Source organism: Azospirillum sp. OGB3 (assembly GCF_014192915.1).
Lineage (GTDB): Bacteria > Pseudomonadota > Alphaproteobacteria > Azospirillales > Azospirillaceae > Azospirillum.
Genome location: NZ_JACHYN010000011.1, coordinates 206,874 through 220,488, shown reverse-complemented (window position 1 = coordinate 220,488; position 13,615 = coordinate 206,874). Strand labels below are relative to the sequence as shown.

The 13,615-nt window shown below is 69.0% G+C and carries 14 protein-coding genes; 7 read left to right on the top strand and 7 right to left on the bottom strand.

Going from position 1 to position 13,615, the window contains the following annotated elements; all coding sequences use genetic code 11:
- Nucleotides 1-851: phosphopyruvate hydratase (locus FHW79_RS21445; protein ID WP_183180790.1), on the bottom strand; the 851-nt coding region annotated here is incomplete at its 3' end.
- Between the two features lie 323 nt (nt 852-1,174).
- Between FHW79_RS21445 and pqqA the strand changes: the two genes are divergently transcribed.
- The 5 genes from pqqA (at nt 1,175) to pqqE (ending at nt 4,428) form a co-directional block, all read left to right on the top strand.
- Nucleotides 1,175-1,255, top strand: coding sequence for a pyrroloquinoline quinone precursor peptide PqqA (pqqA, locus tag FHW79_RS33555; protein WP_014240199.1), 81 nt, complete (start codon nt 1,175-1,177; stop codon nt 1,253-1,255).
- 68 nt (nt 1,256-1,323) lie between these two features.
- The gene (gene pqqB / locus FHW79_RS21435; RefSeq protein WP_183180789.1) at nt 1,324-2,253 is read left to right on the top strand and encodes a pyrroloquinoline quinone biosynthesis protein PqqB; all 930 of its coding nucleotides are present in this window, start codon (nt 1,324-1,326) and stop codon (nt 2,251-2,253) included.
- The gene (gene pqqC, locus FHW79_RS21430) at nt 2,250-3,026 is read left to right on the top strand and encodes a pyrroloquinoline-quinone synthase PqqC (RefSeq protein ID WP_183180788.1); all 777 of its coding nucleotides are present in this window, start codon (nt 2,250-2,252) and stop codon (nt 3,024-3,026) included. Before pqqB ends, pqqC begins: the two co-directional genes overlap by 4 nt.
- Nucleotides 3,023-3,325 carry a PqqD family peptide modification chaperone gene (locus FHW79_RS21425; protein WP_183180787.1) on the top strand — a complete coding sequence of 101 codons (303 nt, stop codon included), beginning with the start codon at nt 3,023-3,025 and terminating at the stop codon, nt 3,323-3,325. Before pqqC ends, FHW79_RS21425 begins: the two co-directional genes overlap by 4 nt.
- Nucleotides 3,322-4,428 carry a pyrroloquinoline quinone biosynthesis protein PqqE gene (gene pqqE / locus FHW79_RS21420; RefSeq protein WP_183180786.1) on the top strand — a complete coding sequence of 369 codons (1,107 nt, stop codon included), beginning with the start codon at nt 3,322-3,324 and terminating at the stop codon, nt 4,426-4,428. Before FHW79_RS21425 ends, pqqE begins: the two co-directional genes overlap by 4 nt.
- 206 nt (nt 4,429-4,634) lie before the next feature.
- Here pqqE and FHW79_RS21415 read toward each other — a convergent pair whose 3' ends face one another.
- The 6 genes from FHW79_RS21415 to tpiA form a co-directional block, all read right to left on the bottom strand.
- Nucleotides 4,635-5,078, bottom strand: coding sequence for a helix-hairpin-helix domain-containing protein (locus FHW79_RS21415; RefSeq protein WP_183180785.1), 444 nt, complete (start codon nt 5,076-5,078; stop codon nt 4,635-4,637).
- A 106-nt stretch (nt 5,079-5,184) separates the two neighbouring features.
- A complete protein-coding gene (gene kdsA / locus FHW79_RS21410; protein ID WP_183180784.1) occupies nt 5,185-6,012 on the bottom strand; it encodes a 3-deoxy-8-phosphooctulonate synthase in 828 nt (275 codons plus the stop codon).
- A gap of 104 nt (nt 6,013-6,116) precedes the next feature.
- Complete coding sequence (locus FHW79_RS21405) at nt 6,117-6,815, bottom strand: dienelactone hydrolase family protein (RefSeq protein WP_183180783.1); 699 nt, start codon at nt 6,813-6,815, stop codon at nt 6,117-6,119.
- Nucleotides 6,816-6,957: 142 nt separating this feature from the next.
- Nucleotides 6,958-8,586 (bottom strand): CTP synthase, encoded by a 1,629-nt coding sequence (locus FHW79_RS21400; RefSeq protein ID WP_174439567.1) that lies wholly within the window; start codon nt 8,584-8,586, stop codon nt 6,958-6,960.
- Between the two features lie 159 nt (nt 8,587-8,745).
- A complete protein-coding gene (gene secG, locus FHW79_RS21395; RefSeq protein ID WP_183180782.1) occupies nt 8,746-9,078 on the bottom strand; it encodes a preprotein translocase subunit SecG in 333 nt (110 codons plus the stop codon).
- Nucleotides 9,079-9,206: 128 nt separating this feature from the next.
- The gene (gene tpiA, locus FHW79_RS21390) at nt 9,207-9,962 is read right to left on the bottom strand and encodes a triose-phosphate isomerase (RefSeq protein WP_183180781.1); all 756 of its coding nucleotides are present in this window, start codon (nt 9,960-9,962) and stop codon (nt 9,207-9,209) included.
- 216 nt (nt 9,963-10,178) lie between these two features.
- Here tpiA and FHW79_RS21385 point away from each other — a divergent pair, with 216 nt between their 5' ends.
- Both FHW79_RS21385 and trpE read left to right on the top strand, forming a co-directional pair.
- Complete coding sequence (locus tag FHW79_RS21385) at nt 10,179-12,065, top strand: SurA N-terminal domain-containing protein (RefSeq protein ID WP_183180780.1); 1,887 nt, start codon at nt 10,179-10,181, stop codon at nt 12,063-12,065.
- Between the two features lie 37 nt (nt 12,066-12,102).
- Nucleotides 12,103-13,614 carry an anthranilate synthase component I gene (gene trpE, locus FHW79_RS21380; protein WP_183180779.1) on the top strand — a complete coding sequence of 504 codons (1,512 nt, stop codon included), beginning with the start codon at nt 12,103-12,105 and terminating at the stop codon, nt 13,612-13,614.
- Nucleotide 13,615 lies beyond the last annotated feature (1 nt).

Below are 13,615 nucleotides of genomic sequence, written 5' to 3'. Positions count from 1 at the left end.
ATCGAGATGATCGGGTAGCGGCCGACCAGATCAGCCCAGTAGGAGACCATCTGCTCGGGCGCCAGCGACTTGCCCTCGCCGGCCAGCTCGTACTTCCCGTTCTTGAAGAACTCGGTCGAGGCGGCGTCGATCGCCAGCATGACGTCGTCGCCCGGCTTGTAGCCGGCGGCCTCGATCGCCTTCATGACGAAGCCCAGCGCGTCCTCGGTCGAGGCGAGGTTGGGGGCGAAGCCGCCCTCGTCGCCGACGTTGGTGTTGTGGCCGGCGTCCTTGAGCTTCTTCTTGAGCGCCTGGAAGATCTCCGAGCCCATGCGGATGGCCTCGGCGCCGTTCTCGGCGCCGACCGGCATGACCATGAACTCCTGGATGTCGATCGGGTTATCGGCGTGGGCGCCGCCGTTGATGATGTTCATCATCGGCACCGGCAGCAGGTTGGCAAACGCGCCGCCGACGTAGCGGAACAGCGGCAGCGCGGCCTCTTCCGCGGACGCCTTGGCAACGGCGAGCGAGACGCCGAGGATGGCGTTGGCGCCGAGGCGGCCCTTGTTGGGGGTGCCGTCCAGCTCGATCATGGCGAGGTCGAGGGCGCGCTGGTTGGAGCCGTCGAGGCCGGCGATGGCGTCGAAGATCTCGCCGTTGACCGACTCCACGGCCTTCAGCACGCCCTTGCCGCCGTAGCGGCCCTTGTCGCCGTCGCGCAGCTCCACCGCCTCGTGCGCGCCGGTCGAGGCGCCCGACGGAACGGCGGCGCGGCCGAAGGCGCCGGATTCGAGCAGGACGTCCACCTCGACGGTCGGGTTCCCACGGCTGTCGAGGATCTCGCGGGCGTGGATTTCGGTAATGGCGCTCATGTTTGTCCTTCCTCCGCGTTGCGCGCGTCCTCTGGATGATCTTTCCAGGCGGATGATCTTTCCAGGCGAAAAAGAAGCGCGCGGGCTTGATAGCCCCGCGTGCGGGGGGATGCAAGGCCGCTGGGGCGCCAACACGCAGGGAAAGAGGCCCGGACGGCGGAGCACCCTATCCGGTTGTGCAGCGCACCTGCTTCCAAAGTCGCATAGACCACCTTGTCCCGTACCCGTAGCGTTCTAACGTTCGCTAGCGGGGCCGCCCGCGGCGGGCGGCACCATCCCCTGGGAATCACCCCAAGGCCAATCCAAGCGCGGAGGACCCAACCATGAAGACCTGGCGCAAGCCCCAGATCGTCGAAATCGCCGTCGGCACCGAAATCAACGCCTACGCCTGCGCCCGTCTCTGAGCGCCGGCCGGTTCCCATGCGTGACGACCGCCGCCTGATTCGGGCCGCCTGATTAGGGAAGGCACCCCATGCTGACGATCCTCGTCCTTGGCTCCGCCGCGGGCGGCGGTTTTCCCCAGTGGAACTGCAACTGCGCGGGCTGCCGCCGCGCCCGCTCCGGTGACCCGGCGGCCCGCCCGCGCACCCAGTCGTCGCTCGCCGTCAGCGGCGGCGACGGGCGCTGGCTGCTGCTGAACGCCTCGCCGGACATCGGCCAGCAGATCCTCGCCAACCCGGCGCTGCACCCGCAGACCGCCGTACGCCACAGCCCCATCGCCGCGGCGGTGCTGACCAACGCCGACATCGACCATGTGGCGGGCCTGCTGACGCTGCGCGAATCCCAGCCGCTGGCCGTCTACGCCACCGACCGGGTGCACCGCGTGCTGGAGGCGAACGCCGTCTTCCGCGTGGTCAACCCGGAGCTCGCGCCGCGCCGCGTCATGGCGCTGGACCGGCCCTGGGTTCCAGCCGACGCCGCCGGCACCCCCTTCCCCTTCGAGATCGAAGCCTTCGCCGTGCCCGGCAAGGTCGCGCTCTATCTGGAGGACCCGTCCGCCGCCGGCTTCGGCTCGGTGGCGGAGGACACGGTGGCCCTGCGCATCCGCGACCGCAACGGCGACGGGGAGTTCTTCTACATCCCCGGCTGTTCGGCCATGCCGGGCTGGCTGGCCGACCGGCTGCGCGGGGCGCCGCTGGTGCTGTTCGACGGTACCACCTGGACCGACGACGAGATGATCCGCGCCGGCACCGGCAGCAAGACCGGCCAGCGCATGGGCCACATGGCGATGTCCGGCCCGGACGGCTCCATCGCCGCCTTCGCGGGGCTGGGCGTGCGGCGCAAGGTCTTCGTCCACATCAACAACACCAACCCGGCGCTGCTGGACGACTCGCCCGAACGGGCCGCCGCCACCGCCGAAGGTTGGGAGATCGCCCACGACGGGATGGAGTTCACGCTATGACGTCAGCGCTGTCGCGCGAGGACCTGGAACGCGAGCTGCGCGCCATCGGCGAGCGCCAGTACCACGACCTCCACCCCTTCCACAAACTGCTGCACGGCGGGAAGCTGAAGCGCGGGCAGGTCCAGGCCTGGGCGCTGAACCGCTTCTACTATCAGGTCTGCATACCGAAGAAGGATCTGGCCCTGATGGCGCGGATGGACGATCCGGCCCTGCGCCGCATCTGGATCCAGCGTGTGCTCGACCATGACGGTTTCGGCGAGAGCCGGGAGCGCGAGGAGGGCAAGGTCGGCGGGATCGGGCGCTGGCTGCGCCTGACCGACGGGCTGGGTCTGGACCGCGACTATGTCACCTCGCTGAAGGGTATCCTGCCGGCCACCCGCTACGCCGTCGATTCCTACGTCAATTTCGTGTCGGGCAAATCGACGCTGGAGGCCGTCGCCTCGTCCCTGACCGAGCTGTTCGCCCCGGCCATCCACCGCGAGCGCATCGCCGGGTTCGAGGCCTATTACGCCTTCGCCAACGACGCCACCCTGTCCTACTTCCGCAAGCGGCTGGACGAGGCGCCGCGCGACGTCGAGTTCGGGCTCGACTACGTGCTCGACAACGCCCGGACACCGGAGCAGCAGCAGCAGGTGATCGCCGCCCTGCGCCACAAGGCGGAGCTGCTGTGGGCGCAGCTCGACGCGCTGCACCACGCCTATGTGTCTCCCGGCCTGATCCCGCCCGGCGCCTTCGTGCCGGACGACATGGAACCAACGGTCTACCGGCGATGACGGACGGCGTGACCGAGGAGGACCGGGTCCGGCTGGCCCCCGGCGTCATGCTCCGCCAGGACCGGGTGCGCGGCCACTGGCAGCTTCTGGGGCCGGAGCGCGTGCTGATCCTGGACGAGGTGGCGCTGGAGGTGGTGCGGGCCGTCACCGCCCAGCCTCAGACGGACCAGCCTCCGGTCACGGTGGGCATGGCCATCGGGGCGCTGGCCGCGCAATTCGACGCGCCGCGGGACGAGATCGCCGCAGACGTGTTGGAACTGTTGGGCGACATGATTGCGAAAGGGTTCCTGACCCGATGACCTTCTGTGGCGCCACGATCGGACTCGAACCGCCGCTGGCCCTGCTGGCGGAACTGACGCACCGCTGCCCGCTGCGCTGCGCTTACTGTTCCAATCCGCTGGCCCTCGACCCGGCCAGCCGGGAGCTGGACACCGCCGCCTGGTGCCGCGTGCTCGACGAGGCGGCGGACCTCGGCATCATCCAGGTGCATTTCTCCGGCGGCGAGCCGACAGCGCGCAAGGACCTGGAGGCGCTGATCGCCCACGCCACCGCGGCCGGGCTCTACGCCAACCTCATCACCTCGGCGGTTCTGCTCGACCGGGCGCGGCTGGAGCGGTTGCGCAACGCCGGGCTTCAGCATGTGCAGATCGGCTTCCAGGACACCCAGCCGGCCAAGGCCGAACTGATCAGCGGCTTCCCCGGCGGCCAGGCGAAGAAGCTGGAGGTGGCGCGCGCGGTCACCGACGTTGGCATGGCGCTGACCGTCAACGCCATCGTGCAGCGCCACAACATCGACCGCGTCGACGACTTCATCGACATGGCGCTGGAGCTGAAGGCGGGCCGGATCGAGATCGCCAACGTCCAATATTACGGCTGGGCGCTGAAGAACCGCGCCGCCCTGATGCCGACCCGCGAGCAGTTGGTCCATATGGACGAGCGGGTGCGCGCCCGCCTGCCGGAGCTGAAGGGCCAGCTGGTCGTCGACTACGTGGTGCCCGATTACTACGCCAAGCGCCCCAAGGCCTGCATGGGCGGCTGGGGCCGCAAGTTCCTGAACGTGACGCCCAGCGGCTCGGTTCTGCCCTGCCACGCTGCCGAGACGATTCCCGGCATGACATTCGACCGGGTGACGGAGCGCCCGTTGGCCGATATCTGGGCCAACTCCGCCGCGTTCCAGCGCTACCGCGGCACCGACTGGATGCCACAACCCTGCCGGAGCTGCGACCAGAAGGAGATCGACTGGGGCGGCTGCCGTTGCCAGGCGCTGGCCCTGACCGGAAACGCCGACAACACCGACCCGGTGTGCGACCTGTCGGAGCATCATGGTCTGCTCGCCGAGATAGCCGCAGAAGACGGCGGCACGGCCGAGGCGCCGATCACCTACCGGAGCTTCAGCCTGTAGGGGCGGGCCACAGAACCATAGCCCTCTCCCCTCCCGGGAGAGGGTGGCCCGAAGGGCCGGTGAGGGGGTCCTGCATTACCGGTACGTCCGGCACACGCACATCCCCCTCACCCTAACCCTCTCCCCGCTTTCGGCGGACCAAAGGTCCGCCTGTCGCGTCAGCGCAAACTTCGTTTGCTCGTGAGCGGAGGGGAGAGGGAATTGTCTCATTTCTTCGGGGCGGTTGCCGCCGAGGCGCTGGTCTTGGAGCCGCCGACCGCGGCGATCCGGCCCTTGATGTCGTCGTAGACGTTCTGCGGGACGATCTTCTTGCTGACCAGCTCGTCCTTGGACCGGTAGGGGCGGTTCTTCACGATGGCCTCGGACCGTGCCTCGCCGATGCCCGGCAGGGTCTGAAGCTCATCCTTGCCGGCGGTGTTGAGGTCGATGACCTTTGCTTTCGCCGTCCCCGTGGAAGAGGAGGACCCGCTGCCCATCGGCGGCGCGGTGGTGGTGCCGCTGTGGCCCGGCGGCATGGCCGGCTTGGCCTGCGGCATGGGCGTGGTGGAAGGCGTTGCGGACGGCGCGGTCGATTGCGCAAAAGCGGGAACGGCGATCATTGCGCCAACACTGGCGATGGCGGCGATGGCGCACAGGCGGATCGGCTTCATGGCGTTGCTCCATGGCTCATTCCGCGGGCGCTCCACCATAAGCGCGGCGCCCGCGGTGCCAAGGCAACGCCGCGGCCGGCGCGCCGTTCCCGAACCTGTCCTTTCGTCAGCCCTTTGCAAGCCGATCGAAGGCCTGGAGCCGCGCCAGCAGGGCCGGCATCTCTTTCAACGGGACCATGTTCGGTCCATCGCTGGGGGCGCAGTCCGGATTCTCGTGGGTCTCCATGAAGACGGCGGCGACGCCCACGGCGATGGCGGCGCGCGCCAGCACCGGAACGAACTCGCGCTGGCCGCCGGAGGTGGTCCCCTGTCCGCCCGGCTGCTGCACGGAATGGGTGGCGTCGAACACCACCGGGAAGCCGGTTTCCGCCATGATCGGCAGGGACCGCATGTCCGACACCAGCGTGTTGTAGCCGAAGCTGGCGCCGCGCTCGCACAGCAGCACCTTGTCGTTCCCCGACGCCACCAGCTTGGCCGCGACGTTCTTCATGTCCCAGGGGGCGAGGAACTGGCCCTTCTTGACGTTGACCGCCCGGCCCGTCTTGGCAGCGGCGATCAGCAGGTCGGTCTGGCGGCACAGGAAGGCGGGGATCTGGAGGACGTCCATCACCTCGGCCACCGCGGCGCACTGGTCGGCTTCGTGCACGTCGGTGATCACCGGGCAGCCGAACCGCTCCTTGATCTCGGCAAAGATCGGCAGCGCCTTGTCCATGCCGAGGCCGCGCGCCGTGCTGATGGAGGTGCGGTTGGCCTTGTCGAAGGACGACTTGTAGATCAGCCCGATGCCCAGCGCGCCGGTCATCTCCACCAGCGCCGCCGCCGTCTCCAGCGCGTGGTCGCGGCTTTCCATCTGGCACGGGCCGGCGATCAGGGTGAAGGGCCGGTCGTTGGCGATGGTCAGGGTGCCGATCTGGACGGTCTTGGCGGTGGTCATCCCGTGCTCTCCAAAAAAGCAATGCGAGGGGACGCATGCCGAAGGTCCCCTCGCGCTGCCCATTCCTTCCCAGATATCGGCGATCCCGGTCAACCGGAATGGCGTCAACCCAGATGCTGCTTGAAGAAGGCTGCCGTGCGTCCGTTGGCAAGCTCCGCCGCCTCGGCGTCGAAATGGGCGCCGCCGGCGCGGGCGAAGGCGTGATCGACGCCGGGGTAGACGTGGGCGGTGACGTTCGGGTTGCCCCTCACCGCGGCCAGGATCGTCTCCCGCGCCTCCGCCGGGACGAACTGGTCCTTCTCGGCGATGTGCATCAGCAGCGGCTTGGTGATGCTCACCGCCTCGCCGGCCAGACCATCCAGCCCGACGCCGTAATAGCTGACGTTGGCGTCGGAGTCGGAGCGCGCTGCCATCATGAAGGCGAGCCGGCCGCCCAGGCAGTAGCCGACCGACCCGGCCTTGCCGGTGCAATCCGGGCTCTGGCGCAGCCACGCGAGCGTGGCCTTGAGGTCGTCCACCGCCTTGTCCTGGTCCATGCCGTTCATCAGGGCGAAGGCGCGGTTCCACTCCTCCTGGGTCTTGTCGGTGATCTGGACGCCCGGCTCCTGCCGCCAGAACAGGTCCGGGCAGACAGCCAGCCAGCCCTGGGCGGCGAAGCCGTCGCACAGGTCGCGCATGACCTGATTGACCCCGAAGATTTCCTGGATGACGACGAGTCCCGGCGCCGGTCCGCCGCCCGCCGGCTTGGCTACATAGGCGGAAAAGCTGCCGCCGTCGCCGGCGGGGATGCTGATGTCGGTCATGGTTGTGTCCCTTCCCTTGGTTTTTCCCTGGCCCGTAACGCAAAAGCGGCGACCGTTGGCTCGGCCGCCGCTCTCACTATACCCATGGGAAACCCGGAACCGGAACACGCGGGGGAGGAAGGCCCTCCCCCGTATAGTCACATCAGACCAGCCGGCTCTGCTCGATCGCCGCCTTGATGAAGGAGGTGAAGAGCGGGTGCGGGTCGAAGGGCTTGGACTTCAGCTCCGGGTGGAACTGCACGCCGATGAACCAGGGATGGTCCGGGATCTCGACGATCTCGGGCAGCTCGCCGTCCGGCGACAGGCCGGAGAACAGCAGGCCGACCTTCTCCAGCCGGTCCTTGTAATAGACGTTCACCTCGTAGCGGTGGCGGTGCCGCTCGGTGATGTCGGTGGTGCCGTAGACCTCGGCGACCTTGCTGCCGGGGACCAGCTTCGCCGGGTAGGTGCCGAGCCGCATGGTGCCGCCGAGGTCGGTGCCCTCGGTGCGCTTCTCCAGGCTGTTGCCGCGCATCCACTCGGTCATCAGGCCGACCACCGGGTTGCCGGGCTTGCCCAGCTCGGTCGAGCCGGCGTCGACGATCCCGGCCATGTTGCGGGCCGATTCGATCACCGCCATCTGCATGCCGAAGCAGATGCCGAAATACGGCACCTTGCGCTCGCGGGCAAATTGGGCGGCGCGGATCTTCCCCTCCGTGCCGCGCGAGCCGAAGCCGCCCGGCACCAGGATGCCGTGGACGTTCTCCAGCCGCTGGACGGCGGTGTCGTCCTCGAAGATCTCCGAGTCGATCCAGTCCAGCTTGACCTTCACGTTGTTGGCGATGCCGCCGTGGGTCAGCGCCTCGGCCAGCGACTTGTAGCTGTCAAGCAGGCTGGTGTACTTGCCGACGACGGCGATGGTCACCTCGCCCTGCGGCTTGCGCACGCGCTCCATGATGCTGGTCCAGCGCGACAGGTCCGGCTTGCCCTCGGTCGGCAGGCCGAAATAGGCCAGCACCTGGGTGTCGAAGCCTTCCTCGTGGTAGCTGACCGGCACCTGATAGATCGAATCGACATCCAGGGCGGCGATCACGCGCTCCGGCCGGATGTTGCAGAACAGCGCGATCTTGCGGCGCTCGTTGTCCGGGATCGGGCGGTCGGCGCGGCAGAGCAGGATGTTGGCCTGGATGCCCATGCCCAGCAGCTCCTTCACGGAATGCTGGGTCGGCTTGGTCTTCAGCTCACCGGCCGTCGGGATGTAGGGCAGCAGGGTCAGGTGGATGAACAGCGCGTTCTCCGGACCGACCTCGTTGCCGAACTGGCGGATGGCCTCCAGGAAGGGAGTCGACTCGATGTCGCCCACCGTGCCGCCGATCTCGCAGAGGATAAAGTCCTCATCGGTCGTGTCGGCGCGGATGAAGTCCTTGATCTGGTCGGTGACGTGCGGAATCACCTGCACGGTGGCGCCCAGATAGTCGCCTCGGCGCTCCTTGGCGATCACCGTCGAATAGATGCGGCCCGTGGTGATGTTGTCGCCACGGCGCGCGGCCACGCCGGTGAAGCGCTCATAATGGCCGAGGTCGAGGTCGGTCTCAGCGCCGTCGTCGGTCACATAGACCTCGCCGTGCTGGTACGGGCTCATCGTGCCGGGGTCCACGTTCAGGTACGGGTCCAGCTTGCGAAGCCGCACCTTGTAGCCGCGCGCCTGGAGAAGCGCCCCAAGCGCCGCCGACGCCAGACCTTTGCCCAGCGAGGAAACGACGCCACCGGTGATGAAGATGTAGCGAGTCATGTCCGTCCGAAGACCTTCAGAGCCTGATCCGTTCCCCGAGTTCGGACCGTCCCCCGGGCGCTGCCCGGATCGACGATCCTCAAAAGAAAGAGGCGGCTTCGGGGGAGGCCGCCTCGCGTCGGACCCGGCCGGAGCCGGGTCGCGTTTGCCGGGCCGCTGTTACTGGGCGACCGGCGGGGCGGGCTGCGCCGGCGCGGCCGGCTGGGCGGGTGCCGCCGGGGCCACGGGCTGGGCCGGCATCGTGTCGATGATCGAGGTCGGCGCCTTGTGCGCGCCCGCCAGGATCGCCAGGACCAGGCTGGTCGCCATGAAGCAGCCCGCCAGGATGCCGGTGGTCCGCGTCAGCAGATTGGCGGTGCCGCGGGTGGACATCATGCCCCCCATATTGCCGCCGCCGATGCCGAGACCGCCGCCTTCCGACCGCTGGATCAGGATGACCCCGACGAGCGCCAGGGCGATCAGCAGGTGAATGACCAGAAGCACCGATTCCATGCAACCCGTTCCCTTGATCCCTTCCCGGAGCGATCCGCAGGGACCGCCCAAACCAACAGCGCGCCACGGACCTTGGCAAGGGCCCGTGGCGCGCGCCCACTGTTTTTAACGCGGTCCTGCGCGATATGCTAGCGGCAACTGGTGGCAATCGCCCAGAAATCGTCCGCCTTCAGCGCGGCCCCGCCGACCAGCGCGCCGTCCACATTCTCCACCGCCATCAGTTCCGCCGCGTTGCCCGGCTTGACCGAACCGCCGTAGAGGACGCGCACCGCGTCGGGATCGGCGGTCTTGCCGGCCAGTTCCGCCCGGATGTGGGCGTGCATCGCCTTGACGTCGTCGGGCGTGGCGGTCTTTCCGGTGCCGATGGCCCAGACCGGCTCGTAGGCGATGACGGTGTTGGCCGCGGTGGCGCCCTCCGGAATCGAGCCCTTGAGCTGGGTGGCGACGACGCTGTTCGCCTGCCCGGCGTCGCGCTGGGCCTCCGTCTCGCCGACGCAGATGATGGCGATCAGGCCCGCCTTGTGGGCGGCGGCGGCCTTGGCGGCGACCTGGGCGTCGGATTCGGCGTGGTCGGCGCGGCGCTCCGAATGGCCGAGGATGACGTAGCGGCAGCCGGCGTCGGTCAGCATGGCCGGGCTGACGTCACCGGTGTGCGCGCCGGAGGTCTTGGCGTGGCAGTCCTGCGCGCCCAGCGCCAGCGGGCTGCCGGAGATGGCGTCGCCCACCGGGAACAGCAGCGGGAAGGGCGGGCACACCAGCATGTCAAAGGCGACCGTCCCGGCCCCCGTCAGGCGTCCGGCGAGGTCCGAGGCGAGGTCGAGCCCGTCGGCCTTCAGCCCGTTCATCTTCCAGTTCCCGGCAATCAGTTTGCGGCGTGCGGCCATGGCGTTTTCGTCCTCCGGCTCTCGTTTGTTGGTGCGGGTGTTCGTTGGCAAAGTGCGCCCCCTGTCTAGCAAGGAGTGCGGGGCTTTTCCACCCGCCCAACGGGTTCTTTCCGATGGGGAATCGCGGGGGAAATGGGGTGTTGCCGGGCTTTCGCGGGGTGCCTATGATGCCGCCCCGGCCGCAGGGCCGCCCTTTGCGCACTCACTTCGGGTCCCATGCTTCAGTTCATCCGCACTTACGCCGGTTCGTGGGTCGTCAAGATCCTGTTCGTGCTCCTCATCGTCAGCTTCGCGGCCTGGGGCATCGGCGACATGATCCGCACAGGCGGGATCTCCAGCACCGTCGCCTCCGTCGGCAAGGTGGACATCGACCGGGCGGAGCTGGACCAGGAGTTCCGCCGCCAGATGGAGCGGCTGCGCCCGATGATGGGCGGCAACCTGACGACGGAGCAGGCGCGCCAGTTCGGCCTGCTCGACCAGTCGTTGTCGGCGCTGGTGCAGCGCGCGCTCTATGATCAGGCGGCGCGCGACGCCGGGATCTCGGTCGGGCCGGATGTGGTGCGCCAGCGCATCGCCGAGGAGCCGGCCTTCCGCAACGCGCAGAACCAGTTCGACGCGGCCCAGTTCCGCAGCGTTCTGCGCAACAACCAGCTCACCGAGGACGGCTACGTCGCCCTGCTGCGCCGCGAGACCGCGCGCGAGTTGGTGGCGGGAGCGGTCGGCGCCGGGGTGACCCCGCCGAAGCCGCTGGTCCAGGACCTCTACCGCTTCCGCGGGGAGCGTCGCGTGGCCGAGGTGGTCACCCTGCCCAACGCCGCCATCGGCGACGTCGGCGTGCCCGACGAGGCGGAGCTGACCCGCTATTACGAGGACCATCAGGTCCGCTTCACCGCGCCGGAATACCGCGCGTTGAGCATCGCCCAGCTCTCCGCCGACGAGATCGCCAAGGACATCCAGATCCCCGACGCCGAGCTGCGCGCCGCTTACAATGAGCGCGCCGACGAGCTCGGCACGCCGGAGCGCCGCACGGTGGAGATGGTCCTGGCCGACGACGAGGCGAAGGCGAAGCAGATCGCCGAGGCCGCCAAGGCCAAGGGCCTGACCGCCGCCGCCAAGGACGCCGGGACCGACGTCATCACGCTCGACAACGTCACCCGCAACGAGCTGCCGGAGATCGGCGACGCCGCCTTCGCGCTGGCCCAGGGTGCTGTCAGCGACGCGGTGCGCAGCGGGCTGGGCTGGCACGTCCTGACGGTCACCGCCATCCAGCCGGGGGCCACCAAGAGCTTCGAGGAGGCCCGCGACCAGCTCCTGGCCGAGCTGCGCAAGGAGAAGGCGATGGATTCGCTCTACTCCATCGCCAACCGGGTCGAGGACCAGCTCGCCAGCGGCGCCCCGCTGGAGGAGGTCGCCCAGGCCCAGTCGCTGCCGATCGCCAAGATCGCCGCGGTCGACAGCAGCGGCAAGGCGCCGGACGGCAAGGACGCCGCTCCCGGTCGTCCGAACGTCGCCGCCATGGTGCAGACCGCCTTCCAGCTCGCCTCCGGCGCCACCTCGAACCTGACCGAAGCGCCCAACAACGTCTTCTACGCCGTTCGCGTCGACGGCGTGACGCCGGCCGCGCCCAAGCCGCTGGCCGAGGTGCGCGATCAGGCCGTCGCCGGCTGGCAGGACGACAAGCGCGCCAAGCTGGCCGCCGAGAAGGCCCAGGACATCGCCGCCAAGCTGAAGCAGGGTTCGGAAGCCGCGGCGCAGGACGTCGCCAGCCAGTCCGGCGCCAGCTTCGCCATGACCACGCCCTTCACCCGCGACGCCCGCTCGGTGGAGGGCCTGCCGGGCGAGCTGGTGCGCAAGCTGTTCGAGGTGAAGCCCGGCGAGACGGTGACCGGCGCCACCGCCGACAGCCAGGTCGTCGCCCGCCTGAAGGAGATCATCCCGGCGGACCCGGCGGCCAGCGACGCCACGCTGGCGACCGTGGAGAGCACCGTCGCCCAGGGGCTGGAAAGCGACATCATGGCCCAGTTCGGCAACGCGCTGCGCAACAGCTACCCGGTCGAGGTTCACCGCAACCGCATCGACCAGTTCTTCGCCAGCGGCAACTAACCACACTCAGTCGCCCCACTCACTCGAGGCCCGTCCCGTGAAGGTTCAGCCGGAATTCGCCGCCTTCCACACCGCTTATGAGGCCGGCAAGCCGCAGGTGGTGTGGACCACGCTGGTCAGCGATCTGGAGACCCCCGTCTCCGCCTACATGAAGCTGGCCGACGGGCGCCCCTTCGGCTTCCTCTTCGAGTCGGCGGAGCGCGGGGCGGGATCGCGGCGCGACCGCTACTCGGTGATCGGCTTCAAGCCCGATCTGGTGTGGCGCTGCCGCCGCGACCGGGCGGAGGTGAACCGCAACGCCCTGCACGACCGCGACGCCTACGAGCCCATCGACACCGCCCCGCTGGAGTCGCTGCGCGCCCTCATCAACGAGAGCCGGATCGATTTGCCGGACGCCCTGCCGCCGATGGCCGCCGGCCTGTTCGGCTACCTGACCTACGACATGGTCCGGCTGATGGAGCGGCTGCCGGACGACAACCCGGACGAGCTGGGCATCCCCGACGCCATCCTGTCGCGACCGAGCATCGTCGCCATCTTCGACAGCCACACCGATTCGGTGACTCTGGTCACCCCGGTCTGGCCGAAGCCGGGAGTCGACGCCGTCGCCGCCCACGGCGACGCCCGCGAGCGTCTGATGGACGCGGTGGCCGATCTGGAGCGCCCCCTGCCCTACCGGCGGGAGCCGCGGACCAAGGACGGGCTGCCGCTCGCCTGGACCTCCAACACGACGCGCGAGGAGTATCACGCGATCGTCGAGCGGGCGAAGGAGTACATCCGCGCCGGCGACATCTTCCAGGTCGTGCCGTCCCAGCGCATCCGCTTCCCCTTCAAGCCGTCGCCGCTGGCGCTCTACCGCACGCTGCGCCGTCTGAACCCGTCGCCCTTCCTGTTCCACTGCGACTTCGGCGAGTTGTCGGTCGTCGGCTCCAGCCCGGAGATCCTGGTGCGCGTGCGCGACGGCAAGGTGACCGTCCGCCCCATCGCCGGCACCCGCAAGCGTGGCGCCACGGCGGCGGAGGACCAGGCGCTGGCCGAGGACCTGCTGAGCGATCCGAAGGAGTTGGCCGAGCATCTGATGCTGCTCGACCTCGGCCGCAACGACGTGGGCCGCGTGGCGCGCACCGGCACCGTCAAGGTGACGCAGAAGATGATCGTGGAGCTGTACAGCCACGTCATGCACATCGTCTCCAACGTCGAGGGCGACCTCGACCCCAAGCACGACGCGCTGGACGCCCTGATCGCCGGCTTCCCGGCCGGCACCGTCTCGGGCGCGCCGAAGGTCCGCGCCATGCAGATCATCGACGAGCTGGAGAAAGCCCGCCGCGGCGTCTACGCCGGCTGCGTCGGCTATTTCGGCGCGTCGGGCGCCATGGACACCTGCATCGCGCTGCGCACCGCCGTGTTGAAGGACGGCATGATGTATGTGCAGGCTGGCGGCGGCGTGGTCGCCGACAGCGATCCGGAGGCCGAGTATCAGGAGACCGTCAACAAGTCGATGGCCCTGATCCGCGCCGCGGAGGAAACCGTCCGCGAGACCTCCGCCCGGTAAG